This window comes from Lacticaseibacillus suilingensis, assembly GCF_016861845.1.
GTDB classification, from domain to species: domain Bacteria; phylum Bacillota; class Bacilli; order Lactobacillales; family Lactobacillaceae; genus Lacticaseibacillus; species Lacticaseibacillus suilingensis.
Genome location: NZ_BOLV01000015.1, coordinates 43,377 through 61,728, shown reverse-complemented (window position 1 = coordinate 61,728; position 18,352 = coordinate 43,377). Strand labels below are relative to the sequence as shown.

At 52.6% G+C, this 18,352-nt stretch carries 17 protein-coding genes, 1 other RNA gene and 1 pseudogene; 13 read left to right on the top strand and 6 right to left on the bottom strand.

From position 1 onward, the window contains the following. The 7 genes and pseudogenes from JUF11_RS09880 to JUF11_RS09850 all read left to right on the top strand — a co-directional run bounded on the left by JUF11_RS09880 (nt 1) and on the right by JUF11_RS09850 (nt 5,826). Nucleotides 1-1,503, top strand: coding sequence for a distal tail protein Dit (locus tag JUF11_RS09880; RefSeq protein WP_236000539.1), 1,503 nt, complete (start codon nt 1-3; stop codon nt 1,501-1,503). Further along, a complete protein-coding gene (locus JUF11_RS09875) occupies nt 1,500-3,968 on the top strand; it encodes a phage tail spike protein (protein WP_204119460.1) in 2,469 nt (822 codons plus the stop codon). Before JUF11_RS09880 ends, JUF11_RS09875 begins: the two co-directional genes overlap by 4 nt. Next, nucleotides 3,965-4,249: a hypothetical protein gene (locus JUF11_RS09870; protein WP_204119459.1), complete on the top strand. Its 285-nt coding sequence runs from the start codon at nt 3,965-3,967 to the stop codon at nt 4,247-4,249. Before JUF11_RS09875 ends, JUF11_RS09870 begins: the two co-directional genes overlap by 4 nt. Next, the gene (locus tag JUF11_RS09865) at nt 4,246-4,380 is read left to right on the top strand and encodes an XkdX family protein (protein ID WP_204119458.1); all 135 of its coding nucleotides are present in this window, start codon (nt 4,246-4,248) and stop codon (nt 4,378-4,380) included. Before JUF11_RS09870 ends, JUF11_RS09865 begins: the two co-directional genes overlap by 4 nt. Before the next feature lie 31 nt (nt 4,381-4,411). Further along, the gene (locus JUF11_RS09860; protein WP_204119457.1) at nt 4,412-4,711 is read left to right on the top strand and encodes a hypothetical protein; all 300 of its coding nucleotides are present in this window, start codon (nt 4,412-4,414) and stop codon (nt 4,709-4,711) included. A gap of 14 nt (nt 4,712-4,725) precedes the next feature. Next, a pseudogene (locus JUF11_RS09855) lies at nt 4,726-4,965 on the top strand (phage holin); the annotation flags it as partial. A 27-nt stretch (nt 4,966-4,992) separates the two neighbouring features. Beyond that, a complete protein-coding gene (locus JUF11_RS09850; RefSeq protein ID WP_204119455.1) occupies nt 4,993-5,826 on the top strand; it encodes a peptidoglycan amidohydrolase family protein in 834 nt (277 codons plus the stop codon). Between the two features lie 685 nt (nt 5,827-6,511). On the opposite strand, the gene ssrA is transcribed toward JUF11_RS09850, so the two are convergent. After that, nucleotides 6,512-6,880: a transfer-messenger RNA gene (ssrA, locus tag JUF11_RS09845) on the bottom strand. A 121-nt stretch (nt 6,881-7,001) separates the two neighbouring features. Here ssrA and JUF11_RS09840 point away from each other — a divergent pair. From JUF11_RS09840 to JUF11_RS09820, 5 genes are all read left to right on the top strand, one after another. Beyond that, entirely contained in the window at nt 7,002-7,721 is a 720-nt protein-coding gene (locus JUF11_RS09840) for a response regulator transcription factor (RefSeq protein WP_204119454.1), read from the top strand. Continuing rightward, nucleotides 7,718-9,184, top strand: coding sequence for a sensor histidine kinase (locus JUF11_RS09835; protein ID WP_204119453.1), 1,467 nt, complete (start codon nt 7,718-7,720; stop codon nt 9,182-9,184). The genes JUF11_RS09840 and JUF11_RS09835 overlap by 4 nt, the downstream gene beginning before the upstream one ends. A 36-nt stretch (nt 9,185-9,220) precedes the next feature. Further along, entirely contained in the window at nt 9,221-9,490 is a 270-nt protein-coding gene (locus JUF11_RS09830; RefSeq protein ID WP_204119452.1) for a hypothetical protein, read from the top strand. 102 nt (nt 9,491-9,592) lie between these two features. Further along, complete coding sequence (locus JUF11_RS09825) at nt 9,593-10,027, top strand: ACT domain-containing protein (protein WP_204119451.1); 435 nt, start codon at nt 9,593-9,595, stop codon at nt 10,025-10,027. A gap of 106 nt (nt 10,028-10,133) precedes the next feature. Beyond that, complete coding sequence (locus tag JUF11_RS09820; RefSeq protein WP_204119450.1) at nt 10,134-10,637, top strand: hypothetical protein; 504 nt, start codon at nt 10,134-10,136, stop codon at nt 10,635-10,637. Nucleotides 10,638-10,821: 184 nt separating this feature from the next. Here the strand turns inward: JUF11_RS09820 and JUF11_RS09815 are convergent, their stop codons facing one another. Both JUF11_RS09815 and JUF11_RS09810 read right to left on the bottom strand, forming a co-directional pair. Continuing rightward, complete coding sequence (locus JUF11_RS09815) at nt 10,822-11,145, bottom strand: acetyl-CoA carboxylase (RefSeq protein ID WP_204119449.1); 324 nt, start codon at nt 11,143-11,145, stop codon at nt 10,822-10,824. Next, a complete protein-coding gene (locus JUF11_RS09810) occupies nt 11,138-12,436 on the bottom strand; it encodes a Y-family DNA polymerase (protein WP_236000534.1) in 1,299 nt (432 codons plus the stop codon). The genes JUF11_RS09815 and JUF11_RS09810 overlap by 8 nt, the downstream gene beginning before the upstream one ends. 146 nt (nt 12,437-12,582) lie before the next feature. Here JUF11_RS09810 and JUF11_RS09805 point away from each other — a divergent pair, with 146 nt between their 5' ends. Further along, entirely contained in the window at nt 12,583-13,425 is an 843-nt protein-coding gene (locus tag JUF11_RS09805; RefSeq protein ID WP_204119447.1) for an aldo/keto reductase, read from the top strand. Between the two features lie 72 nt (nt 13,426-13,497). Here JUF11_RS09805 and JUF11_RS09800 read toward each other — a convergent pair whose 3' ends face one another. The 3 genes from JUF11_RS09800 to JUF11_RS13365 form a co-directional block, all read right to left on the bottom strand. Further along, nucleotides 13,498-15,384, bottom strand: a complete 1,887-nt coding sequence (locus JUF11_RS09800; protein WP_236000532.1) for an ABC transporter ATP-binding protein — start codon at nt 15,382-15,384, stop codon at nt 13,498-13,500. Then, entirely contained in the window at nt 15,374-17,197 is a 1,824-nt protein-coding gene (locus tag JUF11_RS09795) for an ABC transporter ATP-binding protein (protein WP_204119446.1), read from the bottom strand. The genes JUF11_RS09800 and JUF11_RS09795 overlap by 11 nt, the downstream gene beginning before the upstream one ends. Before the next feature lie 174 nt (nt 17,198-17,371). Then, the gene (locus tag JUF11_RS13365; RefSeq protein ID WP_373305868.1) at nt 17,372-18,244 is read right to left on the bottom strand and encodes a sensor histidine kinase; all 873 of its coding nucleotides are present in this window, start codon (nt 18,242-18,244) and stop codon (nt 17,372-17,374) included. Nucleotides 18,245-18,352: the final 108 nt, after the last annotated feature.

Here is an 18,352-nt window from a genome sequence, read left to right as displayed (position 1 = left end):
ATGACATTCAACGGCCATCAAATCGGTGACCGTTTTTTGCAGTTTGCGCCCGATCGCGGGATTTTGAGCGAAGTTGAAAACACAATGCAGACAGTCGGAACTTCAGACGGCGACCGCTTCATGCGTGGTCGAATCAAGTCGCGCGTGCTTGCTGTTCAATATGATGTGATGGCTATCTCACAGCGCGAGTTTGAACGCATGATGGCTCCGTTGCTGTATACCACCGAGCCGGCCAAATTATCCTTCAGTGATCGTGCTGATGAATACTGGCTGGCAAAGGTTGATGGGAAAATTGACCTGACGCGAGCTTACTTCCTTGGCAGCGGTACAATCAACTTCATCGTCCCCGATGGTGTGGCGTATTCACTGACAACGAAGACGACTAGCAATGTTGGCAGCGATGGTGCCTTGAGCGACGAGATCATTGTCCAAAACGACGGCACCTATCCAGTATATCCAGTCATTGAGGCGACGATGCACAGTGACAACGGTGTGCTGACGCTGATAAACGAATCTAATGGTGGCGTTATTCAGCTTGGTAACAAGAGCGAAATAGATGGATACAACAGTAAGCGACCGGAACGGGTGCTCAATATTGGCTTTGATTCCGACCCTGGTGGCACGGCCAACGCTACTGGGACAAACTATCCGAACTATAACGGGGTTTCTGGTCAAGCCAATAAGCAAGTCGGGTCAATGCAGTTCGTCAAGGACAGCCTAGGCGGTTCAGCTATGCAGCCGGTGTTCTCTAATAGCGGAGTAAACTACTGGGGTGGTCCTAGTCGAGTCTTTAAAGTCCCTGTCAATTCTGCTGGTAGTAACACCGGCAACATCAATTCTCTGATCAGGTTCCAGTTTGATACTAATGCCAAAGCAATGGGTCGCCTGGAACTAGCCTTTTTGAACGGGGCGACGGTCGTGATGGGCGTGGTTATTCGCGACAGTATGATCGCGGGTGACCAGATGGTCATTGAGTGTTGGGTCGGCAACCAAAAGGTCAAGGAGTACAGCTTGAATCGCAAAACATTCAAGAATGGTCAGTACTACCAGTTGAAGATGTATCGGTTCAGCGCCCGTCTGGGGTTTGAGATCGCACCCGTCGCTTCGATTGGGACGGGCAATACTGCTGTGCTGAGAACCAGTGTGGTGTTCCCGTTTCAGATCACTAACCATGAGCCGGTCGACGGCTTTGGGGTTTGGTTCGAACGGTGGCAACAGACCCAGCACTGCATCATGGGCGTCTCTGACCTGCAGTTCAGCTGGACGGACGTTGAGTATTGGACCGATACGGAGAACTTGTATGAAGATGGGGACGTGCTCGATATTGATACTGCCCAACGCCAGATTTTGCTGAATGGGGTCTTGACCAACGACCTTGATCGGTATGGCAACGATTGGGATATGTTCAAGCTTGCTCCGGGAACGAACAAGCTCAATGTGCTTTGCTCTGACTTTGCCACCACGCCGACCGTTCAAGCTGAGATAAGGGAGGCCTACCTATGATCGTGCATTTTCTAGACCGTGAGTATCACCAGATCGGGACAGCATCGACTGAGGGCGGAGCAACTGATATTCGTATCTCTGACAATAACCTGGGCGAGTTCAAAAGCGTCGCTGACGGCTACACGAGCTACAAGGCTGACGTTACTTATACGCCCGAACAATCGGCACTGGTACAGCAAATGGCAACAGCAGGACAATTCATCCTGTATAAGGACCGTAATGGGAACCCTGTGTGGATGGAAATCAATGACTTCAGCCATGATCCAGGTAGTCTTACTGACGAGATCAGCGCCGAAGGCGCCAGCATGGACCTGCTAAACGAAACGGTAGGGGCCTATGCCGCTGATAAGGCATATCCGATTGCGGAGTACATCCAGCGCTTTATCAGTGACTCTGGTTACGAGATCGGCGTAAATGAGATACCCGATATCACCCGTACGTTGAGCTGGGACAGTATTGGAGACACGGCGCTCGCCCGCATCTTGTCAGTCGCAACTCAGTTTGGAGTCGAACTCGACTTCGACTTTGACATCGACGGCCTTAATGTCCTTCACCGGTACATCAATATCCGCAAACAGATCGGCGGTGATAAAGCTGTCAAGCTTTATCAGAACGTCAATCTGAACGATGTACGGACAGAGGTCAACAAAGATGACCTGTGCACGTCAATTTATGGTACTGGCGCAACGCCAGAGGGGGCAGACGCGCCAATAACCCTAGTAGGATACAAATGGACTGATCCAGATGGTCGGTTCGTGCTTGGCGGTGATGGCATCCTGCGTGATACTGTTGCGGTGCAGACTTGGAGCCGGTTGCGCAACGCTAATGATCCTGCCCCAACAAGGAGTCACATTCAGCGAGTGATGACCTATGAAGCACAGACACAAGCTCAGCTATTGCAGTCGGTCCTAAGTGACCTTAAGAAATATAATCACCCCACAGTCACCTATGAGGCTGACATTGCGTTACTACCAGATAATATCGATATTGGTGATACAATCGGGCTGGTCGATGAAGGAGAGTCACTATATCTTTCCGCGCGGGTACTGGAGCTGAACTACTCTTACTCGCTTGAGTCAGGGACTGCGAAGCTAGGGGACTATCTAGTCCAAACCGACCAAGTCGACCCGGCCTATCGAGAACTTGCGGAAGCACTAGCTAAGCAGAACAAAGGCAAGGACGGGGTCGGCCTAAAGTCTTCTGTGGTCACCTATCAAGCCGGAACATCGGGTACGACCGCGCCGACTGGTGAGTGGTCAAACACTGTCCCAGAAGTTGCGCCAAGTCAGTTCCTGTGGTCACGCACAGTGCTGACCATGACCGATGGGTCGTCGAGCACAACCTACAGCGTCGGTAAGATCGGTGACAATGGTGCAGCCGGTGCAGATGGTAATGGCGTCCAGTCATCGCTTGTCAGTTACCAAGTTGGCACAAGTGGGACGACTGCCCCGACGGGCACATGGAGCTCTAGCGTACCTACAGCATCACAAGGGACATACTTGTGGTCGCGGGTGATCACCACCTATACGAATGGCACACAGAACACGGCGTATAGCGTGGCTTATCAGGCTAAGGATGGCGCCAAAGGTGATCCCGGTAGCCAAGATGTACCCATGACCTATATCCAAACAGATCAGCCTGCGGGAACGATCGTCAAAGACTCACTGTGGTGGGTTGGAACGGCCATGAACAACGTAACTGGTCTAAAACGTTGGAACGGCTCAGATTGGGTACCAGAAACAATCGCGCAAGCGGTGCTGAACATCAAAGAGTTGAATGCAGTAACAATCAACTCCGGTTCGCTAAACTCCCCACTTATCAAGGTGCCATTTGAGCACATGGCGATTGATTCTGAAAACACGCTAGGTTCTGGCACAATGACGCTGGATGGGCCAAAGCTGACGTTGGATGGCACGATTGACGGCGGGACGCAAAAGTTTGAGGTTCAGATGTCTGCTTCTGGTTTTTCAAGCATCATCACTGGAGCAGACGGTGACTTGGCACACCCAAACCAGATGGCAACGTTGATTAAAGGTGAGTTGGATTTACAACTAGCATACGCAGGTAGTGGAGCAAATAAGAGCTATGTCAGTTCCGTGTTTGATGCGGGAGCGGCAGCTCACTACTTCAAGCGAGAAACCGTTCCAGCAACAGCAAACTTCACAAACGCGTTCATCGAATATGCAAGGCGTGGCAATCAGGTTACTGCAACATTCCACTTTGACCTTCTATCAGAAACGGGTTGGGTTGGGCTAGAAATGCCGCCGGCCAGTTATAAGCCAGAAAGTTGGTACGTATCCACTGACCTTATATCAACCTCATACCAAGGATGGCGTTGTGGCATTTACTTCAACTCACAAGGCTGGCGACTGTTGCCAACGGCAGGTCAAGGCAAGGGCACCTATCAAGGAGCGGTATCATACACGACGCTTGATGACTACCCATACGGAGATGTTAAGTATTGAAAATCAAAATTCAGTTAGACACAAACAACCGTTTAATTGCGTGGGGCAATGCCAACGATAATCGCGAAGTTGGCGAAAAGATAGGCGACCTATTGGTGATTGAACAGCAGGACATGAGTCAATTAGTCGAGAACCACGCGGCGCTGATTGATGGCCAAATCGTGCTCGATGAAGGCTACACGGAACCGTCAGGCCCGGTCGGCATTGTTCAGCCCAGCGCTGAACAGCAGATGATGGCGGCCGTGATGCTGCGGGTTGCGAAACTGGAGGCGAGCTCATGACGGACTACGATATGTGTGCGCAGTTCTACGCGTGGGGCATCGACATCGCGCCATACGTTGGACTGATGATAACGTCTGATGAGTACAAGCAGATAACCGGTAATGACTACGCCGCTGGGGCAAACGCCTAGCGGCTATTTTTGCGGAAGGAAGTATGAAGATGTGGATTTTAAGAGTTGGTTAGACATTTTTGTGGAGTTGGGCGGTGGGGCTTTGTTTGGTTGGATTTTAAGCCAGTGGCAGACGCATCGAAAGCACGGAAAGGCGATTGATGCGGGACTTGTCGGATTACTTCATCATGAGGTTTACATGTTGTGCAACCACCATATCGAAACTGGTTATATCAGCACGGATGACTTAGACGATTTGAACTACCTTTTCCGCAGCTACAAAGCATTAGGCGGAAATGGAACGGGTGAAGCACTATACAACAAGGTTTTACAACTTCAAATTAAAAACTGAAAGGAAGGTTTAACATGAAGATTAACTGGAAAGTACGAGTATTGAGCGTCAAATTCTGGCTGGCCCTAGTGCCGGCTATTTTATTGCTTGCGCAAGCTGTGGCTGCGCCTTTTGGATACAAGTGGGACTTTGCCAACCTAGGCACGCAGCTCACCGGCATCGTAAATGCGGTATTCGCGGTGCTGTCAATTCTTGGTGTGGTCACCGATCCAACCACGGCCGGCGTGACCGACAGTGCCCAGGCACTGACTTACACCACACCTAAGAAGGAGGACAAGTAGATGACAGTTTCTATTGATGGCACCATCAAGTACATGCAGCAGATGCACGGACGTGTGACATATAGCATGAATGGTAGCCGGTCTGGTGCAGATGGCACGGCTGATTGCTCAGGGGCCGTAGTCACGGCTCTGTGTAGCGGTGGTAAAGCCCAGCCGACCAAGACGTGGCTATATAACACCGAGTACATGCACGACTGGCTCAAGTCAATCGGCTATGTGCTGATTGCCGAGAACCACAGCTTCAACCCACAGCATGGCGACGTTTTCATCTGGGGGAGGCGCGGACGCTCTAGCGGTGGGTTCGGCCACACCGGTATCTTTGTCGACACCGGTCACATCATCCACTGCAATTACCATGACAACGGCGTCAATACGACCGAGTATATGGATCGGTGGCTTGGTGCTGGTCGTCCGTATTACTACATTTACCGATATGGCGGCAAGGCTGTTTCAGGCGTTGGCTCAAACTATTCCCCAACTTCGACCTGGGGCAAGCTGGTACTAGACGGTGACTGGGGTCGCGCTACAACGCAGGCGGCACAGCGTGTCTATGGTTCTCCAGTTGATGGCGTTGTGTCCTCACAGTATCCTTGGGCTAACTTCAAGAATGCGGTCTACGGCTTCGCATACGACAGCACGAACCCAGCCGGTTCTCAACTGATTGCCAAGTTCCAACGTGCACTTGGTTTGAAGGCTGATGGTCTGCTCGGTCCAGCCACCATCAAGGCGATGCAGCGCAAACTTGGCACTCCGGCAGATGGCGTTATCTCCAAGAACAGCCGCATGGTTATCGCAATGCAGAAGAAGCTCAACGAAGGTGTTAAGCCATTCTAGCTTGCCACGATTAGCCTCACTCGCTTCGGCGGGTGGGGCTTATTGTTTTGACTTTTTTGCGTGTTATAATAGATACAGAAAGAAGCCTGACCGTTGCCCCGCTTGCTGGGACGGCCAGACTTCCAGTTGGTAGCTAGTGTTTGTTAGACTTCTTGACGAAGGCTGCTCCGCCGCCAAGAACTCCCACGGTCATGATAAAGGTGGAAATTTGGTCGAGCGACACATTACAACTAGCTTTGAGTAAAAGATGAATCATAGTTTCACCAGGTTCTGGCGGCGCTATTGATCGCGGTCAAACGGTCGGCCGCCGTATTACATTTTAGCATAATGCTTGATTTCTCACAGCTGGTCATTTATGATTACATCGAGTAAAAGAGAATCATCACCAGGGCCGGACCAGTCAACCGGACCGTCTTCTACGCCTTCCGTCTCCGGAAGGTTTTTATTTTGCCCTGAGTTGCAGGCGAAGCGGTGGCCTGGATACAAAAAGCGGGACTGAGTAATCGGGCCTGCTTTTGTTTTATCACGCCTAAATCACAGTTTCTTCAAGGGTTTATAGCATCATGGTCTTGTCCCATTTTTGTCCAAAATGGTTAAAAAACAACGCAAAACAACAAAAAGCAAAAACGCCAAAATGCCTATTTCACGGCATTCCAGCGTTCAACGAAAAGCAACAAAGTGCTAAAAATGGAGACGACGGGAATCGAACCCGTGTCCATCAGCCTTTCTACCAGCAGCTCTACACTCATAGTGCGCCTACTTAGAAGTTCACTTCAGGCGCGCGCCGACGCGCAGGGCTAACCGCCTGGAGCTAACCTGATGGTCTCTTGCTAGCTCTTCAGGTGGGAGAAGCTAGCCGTAGCTCAATGATTTGAGACCCAGATCCGCTACTTGAGCGATAACGGGAGGATCACGCTAAGGTTGCTTAGGCAGCCAGAGCGTAGGATGTTTCGTTATTGTTTGCAGTTAATAAACTGTGTTCCGTTGATGACGGAGCCGAGCCTCCGGAGTGCACCACTGGCGAAACGACCAATGTCGAGACCATTACGTCCCCATAATTCTGGTACACACCAGCATACCACGGGGCGAAAACCTTTGTCAAAGCGGGGGCCTCGTGCTAGGCTTAATCTGAAGCACTAACGGCACTTCACCATTTGAGACTGTGAGGATAGATAATGAAAATTTTGATGATTGAAGACAACGAAAGCGTTGCCCAAATGATGGATATGTTTTTCAAAAAAGAGCAGTGGGAAGTTCAAAATGCTTATGATGGCGAGGAAGGGCTGGCCATGTTCAATGCGGCGCCTAACAGCTTTGACATCATCACTTTGGATCTGAACCTGCCGAAAATGGATGGGATGCAGGTGGCCCAGGAGATTCGTAAGGTTTCCACCACGGTGCCGCTGATTATGCTGACAGCGCGCGACTCCGAAAGCGACCAGGTGCTGGGGCTTGAGCTAGGCGCTGATGATTACGTCACCAAACCGTTTTCCCCGATCACCTTGGTGGCGCGGATCAAGGCCTTACACCGTCGCGCGGAAACCAGCGATGCTACCGCTGATGCCCCTGAGACCAGCGAAGCCTTTGACGTCGTGACTGACCACTTCAAGCTCAGCACCAAAACCCGTGAGGCGTACTTGAATGGTGAGCAAATTCCGGATTTGACCCCGAAGGAATTCGATTTGCTGCACACGCTGGCGCAAAATCCCAAGCAAGTCTTCTCCCGTGAACAGCTCTTGCAGCTGGTGTGGGACTATGAATACTATGGCGACGAACGGACCGTGGATGCCCACATCAAAAAGCTGCGGCAAAAAATCGAAAAGGTCGGACCGCAAATCATCCAGACGGTCTGGGGCGTCGGGTATAAGTTTGACGACACCGGGCTTGATCAGTGAAATTACTCTATCAACAAATGCTCGCGTTTTTTGGAGTGCTGTTGGTGGCCATGGCCATTATTTCGGTCATGTTCATTCGCTCCACTTCGAATAACGTCTGGCAGAACAGTTTTGATCAGCTGGAACAGTACACCGACGTGCTCACTGATCGCGCGGTGGATCGCAGCACGTACTTAATCGATACCCAATTCATCCAGCATTCAGAAGAAATTCTCAAAAAGCAAAATGTCCACTTCATGATTTACGATGCGGACAACACGGCCCGTTATCCGCAATTCGCCGGCACCCCGCGCGGAGCCGCCATTGCCAGCAAATACTGGAAACAGCTGAAAAAAGGCGAATCGGTGGCGCTGCCAGAGCTGACGACCAATCCGCGCAATGGCAAGCAGCAAAGCATGACCATCTACTACAAGCCAGTCTTTCTGTCTGGTAAGTTGTTGTTCGTGATTGCGGCTTTTGCGCCGGTGGACAACATTCAAACTTCCATCAAGAAAACCGAATACAACTTGTTCATCGCCTTTTTGCTATCGATGCTGGTGGCGATTGTCCTGAGTTACTTGCTGGCGCGCTACCAAGTCGGGCGGATCAACCGTTTGCGGCAAGTCACGCACCAAGTGGCAGAAGGCAACTATGACGTGGATGTTGAGATCAAGTCCCGCAGTCACGATGAAATTGCCGGCTTAGCGGACGATTTCCAGGATATGCTGGGTTCCTTGCGGGATAGTCAAGCGGAAATCCACCGTCAGGAAGAACGGCGGCGGCAGTTCATGGCCGATGCGGCCCACGAAATGCGCACGCCGTTGACCACGATCAACGGTCTTTTGGAAGGGTTGGCTTATGATGCCATTCCAGAAGAAAGCAAGGGCCAGTCGATTGAGCTGATGCGCAATGAAACCAAGCGCCTGATTCGCTTAGTGAACGAAAACCTCGATTACGAGAAGATTCGCACCAACCAAATTCTACTCAAGAAGCAAACTTTTAACGCCACTGAAGCGCTAAATGATATCATGGTGCAGCTCAAGCAAAAGGCTGCCGACGCCGATGATACTCTGGTGCTGGACGCAGCGGCGAACGTGCCGGTTTATGCCGACCGCGACCGCTTCGTGCAGATTCTGTTTAATATCGCCCAAAACGCGATTCAGTTCACCAAAGGCGGCACCATCACCATCTCTGCCAAGCCGGGCTACCATCAAACCGAGCTAGCTGTCACCGACACCGGGATTGGCATGACTGAAGATCAGGTGAAGAATATCTGGGAACGGTACTACAAAGCCGATCCTTCGCGGAAAAACACCAAGTACGGTGAGTCCGGTCTGGGCTTAGCGATTGTCCATCAGCTGGTCACCTTGCATGGTGGCACCATCGACGTACAATCGCAAAAAGATGAAGGGACGACCTTCACCTTGACCTTCCCTGATGAGGAAACCGCGCCGCAGCAAGCACCGATTACGCACACGAAATAACCCCCAGCTGTCAGCAGACAGCGAAAGGAGAACGCCATGAGCTTCTTGCTGGAACTCGTTGGGACGTGGCTACTGACGCCAAGCTTTGAGACCACGAAGCATCCTTGGTTAAGCCTAACGGCGGCGCTGGTGGTTGCCGGTTTCGGTCTGCTGATTGGCGGCTTGCTACTTTGGTTGGGCCTTCAGCCTGGGGCTCACCGCCTGCTTTGGCTTCTGTGGGGCCTGGTGGTGGTTGGCGTTTTTCTTTTCCACATCATCCGGGTGGTAGGCCGGTTTCTTCATCGCCATTCATCAGATGTAGCGTAAGTGTCGGGAAACCGGCACTTTTTTGCGTCATAATTCTCGGCCACTTGTTCACGTATCATGGTACAATGAGGCTATCAATTGACGGGGAACGAGGGGAACGGCGTGGACAAGTATTATATCGTGGACAGTACCATTTTGCCGGATGTGGTGGAAAAGGTAATCAAGGCGCGGACTTTGATTGAAAATGGCCAAGTGCGGCAAGTGTCAGAGGCGGTCAAGGAAGTTGGCATTAGCCGTGGCACCTACTACAAGTATAAGGACTACGTGTTCTTGCCCGATACTGGGTTGACGCAGCGCAAAGCCGTGATTTCTTTAATGCTCCATCATGACCGCGGCATCTTGTCAGAAGTGCTTAACACGTTGTCCGGCGCCAATGCCAGCATCATTACCATCAATCAGAATATCCCGATTCACGATTGGGCGAGTGTCGTCATTTCCTTTGATATCAGTAATCTGACTGGCACGGTGGATAGCCTGCTGACCAGTTTGAAAAAGTCCCGGGGCGTCACCGATGTTTCATTAATTTCTGTTGAGTAAAAATTAAGCTTGCAAGTGATAATGATGAGTACTATTCTAATTTTTAAGCAAAAACCACGTTTGCGCGTGGGTTTTTACGTTCGACAAGCGTTGGGGGGCGTTGCCGATGAGTCGGCTGATCAAAGTACTATTTGGGAGTTTAGTGGCTTTAATGGTGGTGATTCCTGCTTTGCTGTTGGTAGTCGTGATTGTGTGGCTGTCACTGCTATTAGCCGGCGGCGCCGCAGTGGTGAGTCTCAGCCGTGGCTTGGGTCTACTGGCGGCAGTGCTGCTGGTTGGGGCCGGGTTAGCCGCCGCGTTGCTGGCCAGTGGGTGGTTCGTTCATTTGCGGCAGGCGACGTTGCATTATCTGGATCACGGTCAAAAATGTTGCCTCACGGTGGCCATCAATCTTACCGGGCGCCAGCTGTATCGTCAGCTGTTAACGGCGACGAAAATTCGGCATCAGCACGGCGGCAGCTGGATGAATGCTTTCGAGCTGGCGCTGGACGATTTGCTGCACGACGAGGTGCGCGACTATATCCTGCACCAAGTTGGTGAGCAGTATGGCGTGGATGTCGCTGCGGCGATGACGCTGGCCGATGATCAAGCCTTTCATTTTTCGTTATAAGGCTAGGGGGCTGTGACATCATTTATCGTCACGATAGCATCACGACTATTCCAGTACAGTACGAGCCAAAATGCGACGCCCTAGCCGGATAAGTTAAACGGCCTGCAAAACCTAAGTTCGGGTTTTACAGGCCGTTTAGCTTATCCTCTGGGCTAAAACCGCATTTTGTCTCAGCCTCACGCCTTCATTCGGCGCGTTCGCGCTTCGGTTCGATTAGCCGGTCTGAACTCGGCCACCGCAGCCCGGCAAAACCGGTGAATTCCAGGCTGAAGTTAACGCTATGACGCAGCGCTTGAACTAAGGCTTCCAGCTCTGTTAGCGAGCCGGTCACGCTGTGCAAGGGGATGGAGCGCTGGCGATGGGCGGTCGGATATTCGTTAAAGAAGAAATTATACGTGTGATCATAGGGATCGTTAGTCACTAGAATGGCGTAGCGCACCTGACTGCGGCGGTGAAAATGGGGCTGTAGCCGTTCGATGATCAGCTTCAAATCACGATTTTTATTCATAACTATTCCCTCCATTATGCCCACCGACTAAACTAGCACGCTGAATGGCAGTGCCGCCGCGGAGCTTGCTTTTGGCGTAGACGACCGTGGTGAAACCGAATTTATTGCGCAAAGCATCCACCGTGCGCGCCAAGTCGCTTTTGTGGACCTGCTCAGCGATCGGGGTCAGGAGGGTCAGTTGTTCACCAGCATCGGCACTGAGGCGACTGGTGTAAACTGCCACGTTGCGAATGACTTCGCCTTGCCAGTAACGGCGAAACAGCAGGAGCAAGGCGGCAATCAGCTCATCGTTGCGGTTGGTCGCTTCAATTCGCAAGCTGTGGCTAAAGCCGCCGCGACCAGCTTCTTCGCTGGCGGCATAGGAAAAACCAATGCCTAAGCTGATACAACTGGTTTGTTTGTGGTGATGGCGCAGCCGGGCGGCGACTTGTTCACCGATTTCTTTGATCACCAGCTCAATTTCACTTTGAATGGCGTAGTCGCGGGGCAACACTTGGGAGTTGCCGATGCTGGAGCTACGGACCTTGACGCGTTTGGCCAGCTTGGTGCGATCGATGCCCCAGGCCAAGGCGAAGAGCTGCGTGCCGATGATGCCCATTTCCGCTTTGAGCAGGTAAGGATTGGCGTGGGCCAGCTCGTACATGGTATGGATGCCCAAGCGGTTCAAATGGGCCGCGGTGCGATCGGCAATGCTCCAAACCGACGTGAGGTTGGTGATGGTCCAGATTTTATCGGGCACCGTTTGGTAACTGATGGTGCCAATCAGATCCGGGCTTTTCTTGGCATATACATCCAAGGCAATCTTGGCCTGCACCGGATTTTCGCCGATGCCAATGGTGGTATACAGCCCCAATTCTTTGCGCACCGTGCGCTGAATGAGCTTGGCTACGGCTAGCGGCGAGTCACCAAATAAGCGCCAGCTATGGGTCAGATCCAAAATCGACTCATCAATGGAGTAAGGCCAGAGGTCCTCATCAGCGACAAAGCGGCGAAAAATATCATTGATCTGCAAATTCCGTTTGATGTATAAGTTCATGCGCGGCGGCACCACCAGCAGATGCTTTTCATCAGGCAAATCGCGCTGGCGGCTGACATTCGCCTGCAAGCCGTACAGTTTTTTTGCTAATGGGGAAGTGGCCAAAATGAGGCCGCCATTGGTGTTGGCTTGCTCAGACATCACCACCAGAATCGTTTTCAGGGGATTGTAGCCGCGGGCGACGGCTTCGACCGAAGCGTAGAAGGACTTATTATCAATCAAAAAAATCACGCGTTTGGGTTCTGATTCATACATGGGGCTCACCTCGTGGTTCATTATACGAACATACGTTTGCTTTTGGCAAGAGTAAAGTCAAATTACTGGGTGGCAAAGCCGAGACAAAGCCGGACCTCGAACGTGCTATACTACTTGATGATAAATATTTTAATTGAGGTGAGCTTATGTCCGTTTTAACTGATACATACACCCTGCCCAATGGAGTGGCCATTCCCCAAGTCGGCTTTGGCACCTGGCAGATTCCCAATGGCGACACCGCTTATCAGGCTGTGGCTGAGGCCCTGCGCCAAGGTTACCGGCATATCGACACCGCCTGGCAGTATGGCAACGAAGCCAGTGTGGGCCAAGCTATTCGCGACTCCGGCATTCCGCGGGATCATATTTTTGTCACCTCGAAGCTGCCGGCGCATGCCAAAAGCTATGATGACGCGCTGAAGGCCTTCGATGAATCCATGGCCCGCCTCGGCCTGGATTATATCGATCTGTTTTTGATTCATGCGCCGTGGCCGTGGGATCACTTTGGCGAAGACTATCGCGAGCAAAATCGTGAGGTGTGGCGGGCGATGGAATCCTTCTACCAGGCCAAGAAGGTGCGGGCAATTGGGATTTCTAACTTCAACGTCCGCGACCAGGAGGATTTGTATGCGCACTGCACCATCAAGCCGATGGCCCTGCAGCTGCAGTACTACATTGGCTTTACCGAGGATGATAATGTCGCGTGCGCTCAGCAGCATGGCCTGCTGGTAGAAGCCTTTTCGCCGCTCGCTACCGGCTTCTTGCTGAACAACGAAGCCGTGCAAGCCGTGGCTGATCACTACCAGGCCACGGTGGTGCAGGTCGCCATTCGCTATGTGCTGCAAAAAGGGCTACTGCCGTTACCTAAGGCCACCAGCCCGGCGCATATCGCTGAAAACACCCAGCTTGATTTTGAAATCAGCGCCGCTGATATGGCACTGCTGGATCAGTTGAAAGACACCGCTCCTGGAGAAGACGATAATCGCTATTAAACCCGTACTGGATACGCAAACACGCCTGAGCAGCCAACGCTCAGGCGTGTTTTTTTAGTGGTGATGCGTGATTTACTGGTAAGCCAAATCCGCGTTTTTGCGTTCTTTGGCAATGCGTTCTTTGGTGTAGTACTGCGCCTGGGCATTGAACAGGTCCCGGTAGAGGCCGGCTTCGCGCATGAGGCTGGTGTGGGTGCCGTCCTGCACGATTTGACCGTGATCTAAGACGACAATTCGGGCGGCAAAGCGAGTGGAGCTCATGCGGTGACTGATGTAGATCGCCGTCTTGGCGGCGATCAGGTCATCGAGGTGCTGGTAGGTTTCATATTCCGAAATCGGGTCAAGGGCCGCGGTGGGCTCATCCAGGATAATGAAAGGGGCATCTTTGTACCACGCCCGGGCGATAGCGATTTTCTGCGCCTCACCACCAGAGACATCTTCACCATGCGTATCCAGTTCCCGCGTAATCGGCGTGTCGATACCTTGATTCATCCGGTGGACCCGGTCATCCACACCCGCAATCTTAAGGGCCGCTGCCACCCGGCTGCGGTCAGGGTGGGCGCTGGCGGCCACATTGTCGACGACAGGCAAGGCGAAGAGCTTGAAGTCTTGAAAAACGGCGGCAAAAATCTGCTGATATTCTTGTAGATTGTATTTCTGAATATCGATTCCGTTCAGGGTGATGGTGCCGCTGGTGGGCTGATCAAGCCGGGTGAGCAGGCGAATCAGCGTGGTCTTGCCTGAGCCGTTGGGGCCAACGAGGGCCAGCCGTTGACCAATGGCGAGTTTCAGATTCACATGTTGGAGCGCGAAGGCCTTGGCCCCAGGATACTGGAAGCTGACATCGTGAAATTCAAGTTGGTACTGGTTGTCGTGGCGCTTCTCGATGGGTAGGGTCCCATGAGCGCCAGGGTCGGGCATTTCGAGCAGGTCAATCGTCGCCGTTAGCGCCTGATTGAGCGATGGCGCCCAGCCGTTAATACTGAGGAGCTTGGCCACCGCACTGATGAGTTGGGTGAAGAAGCCTGCGTACATGACCACATCACCCACCGCAATGGCGCCGGTCATGCTCTTAATGGCTAGCATCACATAGATGCCGCCGGTCGCTAAGGCAATCGCAGTCCCACCCAGCGCGGTGAAGGCCGTACTTTTCGTATAAGAGCGTTGAACGTTTTCAAAACCACGAGCATTAACGGCTTTAAGGCGGTGTGCCATCAGGTCATCAGTATCGTAGACGCGCAGGGTTTTACTCATTTCAGTACCAGCAAAAACGTGGTTGAAGTAATAGTCATATTCACGGTTGATTTGAATATTGCCGGTAAAGAAGGACTGGAGGATGCGCCCGCCTTTGCGTCCCGACCAGATGGAGACAATCACCGGTAAGCCGATGATGGCAATCAAAACTAAGGGATACGCGGGACTGTCCGCAAACCGGGCCAGTGCGCTTGGCTGCTCACTGGATGTGAACAGCAGGCGGCCAATCACGGTCAGTGAGATCATCAAAGCGAGGGCGAGATTAATCACCGGGGTGAGGTTGCCCTCAAGGAAGCGGTCAAAGCTGCCAAAATAGGTCCGGCCTTGATTATAGGCGGCGTAAGCTTTTCGAAAGGTAGGGGCATTGAACAACTGGAGGCTGACTTTACGCTCCTTGTCAGCAACCATGGCGTCGATGCGGTTGTACAAGTGAATGGTGAACCGATTGTAATGGTCTTTAATGGCGGCGACCCCGACCTGAAGCACGAAAATCAACGCCAGAAAGCCGACCAATGGCAGCGCGATGGCCTTAATTGTCGTGCCAGCTATGACGGTGTTCAACAGCCAGCCCAGCAGGATGAAGGTTAAGTAAGGGACCAGCACTTGACCCACGGCGTTTGCGATGGTTAAAGGGATGGCCTGGGCATCCAGCTGCTGAACAAAGCGGAGATAACGGACATAGGTCTGTTTGAATTTATTGAGCATCGGGAGTCGCTCCTTCCTGATAGTATTGACTTTGAATTTTGAACAGTTGGGCATAGCCGCGGTTCGCCGCGATGAGTTCATCATGTTGGCCCCGTTCGGTGATGTGGCCGTGTTCAAGGAAGAGAATCTCATCCGCGAATTGCGTGGAAGCGAGGCGGTGGCTGATGAACAGGCTGGTTTTACCAGCCGTCATTTGGTTATACGCCTGATAGATTCGGCTTTCGGCAAGGGCATCGAGGGCTGCGGTTGGTTCATCGAGAATCAGCACTGGGGCATCGCGATAAAGCGCCCGGGCGAGCATCAACTTTTGCTGCTGGCCGCCGGATAGCTGCACCCCGTCATCGGCGATGTAGTTCGTTAATGGCGTCTCCACGCCGTGAGCCATGCGAGCAACGTCAGTGCTCAAACCGGCCTGCTTGAGCACGGCTTGAACGCGCGGTAAGTCGACGGTGCTGTGGAAGGCCACGTTCTCGGCCACCGAAGCGGCCAGCACTGTGGCTTCTTGAAAGACCGGGGCGAAGTACTGCCAATAATCCCGCAGGACATAGGTGTTAATGGGCACCCCACCAAGCAAAATTTCGCCTGCAGTTGGCGCCAGTAAGCCGAGCATGAGGTTGGTAATGGTGGTTTTCCCAGCCCCGTTAGCCCCCACTAAGGCGAATTTGGCGCCAGCGGGAATTGTGAGGTTGAGGTCACGAATGGTATCATGATCAGCACCTGGGTACCGAAAGGACACGTGTTTGAAGACAATGGGCTGCGGCGCGGCGGGTAAGTGCGTATTGGTACGGTGGGGGGCAGCGATGGCGGCTTCTTCCGTCGAAAACAGGTTGCGGACTAAGTCGAGGTCATCGCTGTTTTGATTCAGCTCATTCCAGGACTGAAGGAGCGTACTTAACTGACTGGTAGTGGTGGCCACCGCGTTGAAGGCGTAAGTAAAGCCGCTGACGCTGAAGATACCGCGGAGAATGTCGATGATGAGGCTCCCATAAGTGAGAAAGTTGCACAGACCATTCAACGCAGCAATGCTGACATCTTGCAGAAACACACGGAACGAAACACGGAAGTCGTTGGTTTCGTGTTCACGAAACAAGGCATCGGTTTTCGTCCTAAACTGGCCGGCGAAGTGATACAGGCGCATGTCCTTCGCGCCAGTCTCGGCCGTCGAAGCTCGCATGAGGTAATTCGTGCGGTCGATAATGGTGGTGTTGCGATCGCGTTGCTCACGGCGAAAGCGCCGGGTGCGCTTTTGAAGGTCGTCGCTAATCAGTGCAAAGGCCAGTAGTAGTAAGGGCAGCCACCACTTGATCACAGCGAGTGACCCCAGCAGCACAAGTAGCGTTAAGCTACTACTTAGCAAGTCGCGGCCGTTCTTGATGATGGCCTGGGCAGCCTGGTTGTCACCATACAGGCCGTAACTAGCCGCTGCGTAACGATCTTGGTCGTATTCGGGAATCGCCTGCCAAACGTAGGGCACCTTGACGAGATGAATGCCGAACTGAATGAGCTGGGCGATCCGGCCGCGGCTGTATGTGTTTTGAAACGTGATTTCATTGACTGGGCGTCCCCATTGCGCGAGCGCAATGATAGTGCTTATCCCAATCAGAATGAGGGCCACCTTTGATAAATCGGTGTGCTGTGCGAGCACTTGGACCACAACTGCAGGCAAAATGGTGGCGCCGAGCGCAAGCACTGCATAGATGATGATGCCCGTTAGCAGCTGCCGGGTGGCATGATGCGTGGTGCGGCGCACTTGTTGCCATTGCCAGCGGATGTTGCTTAAGACCCCGTGTTTCGTTGTTTGTTTCTCGTACATATGAAGACCTACTTTCACCTTAAAAGCACTGAAGCTTGAATGACTAAAGGATAAACCGTTAATGGCGTGCCGCTGACTTTTGAGCGTGAACGGTCGTCATTTGGCCGTGAATGAGACCTGCGTCGTGCCAGCCTGGCAGGATAATAAATAGGGCCGCCGGTCAGCAGCCCTGGTTCATGATTGCTTCGTAATTTGCTTTAGTGGCAATAGCACTTCGGTGACAAACACGCCTTCTTCGTACTGGCGGTTAATGATGCCATGGTACTTGGCCACCAGGGCATTAATGCGGCGAATACCCAGCCCGCGTTTATCGTTTTTCGTGGAGGCGTAATTAATGTCAATCACCTGGTCAGCGCGGCGACTGTTGGTGACCGAGATGTACAACTGTTGCTTTTCAATGGCGATGTACACGCGAATGAAGCGGGCGCTGACATCAGGTTGCTCACTGGCGGCTTCAATCGCATTGTCCAGCACATTGCCCAAAATGACGACCAAGTCGATATCTGAAATCAGCGGCTGCTGGCCAACGAATACGGAAACATCTGTGGCGATTTGGGCTTGCTCGGCCAAGGCGAGTTTCGAATTCACCACCGCATCCATCACGGTGTTCCCAGAGTGGACGATGTCATCGATCTCGTCGAGCTTATCCTCCAGTTGGTTGAGATAATCGCGGGCCTGATCAAGCTGCTCGTCGTGTAGGTAGTACTTAAGGGCTTGCAAGTGGTCATGGTAATCGTGGCGCCAGCCCCGAATGTTCGCGTAGAGGCCGTTAATTTCAGTCGTGTAGTGCGCCATGATTTTGTCCAGCGACCGGGCATAGACCATATCGGTTTCGTGGAAGAGATAATCGAGTAAGAGTTTCGTCAGCGCTAACGTGAGCGCCCAGATGATGAGAGTGAGCACCTGCACCCAGCCAGTCGTCAGCAGGGCTAGCGTGATGAAGAGCAGGTGCAAAGCAAAGAGTAGTAGATGGAGGGGACGGTAATTCTGGCGCAGCCTGATCGCGGTGATGTGCAGGCCAGCGCCGAGCACCAGCAGCAGCGGCAGCGTCCTAGTTTCGTCAAGGAAGCAGGTAGCGATGCCAACGATCAGAAGCAGCACACCAGGGATGAAACCACCACGCGTCCGGGTTTCTGCCCTGAGCCAGCGGACAAT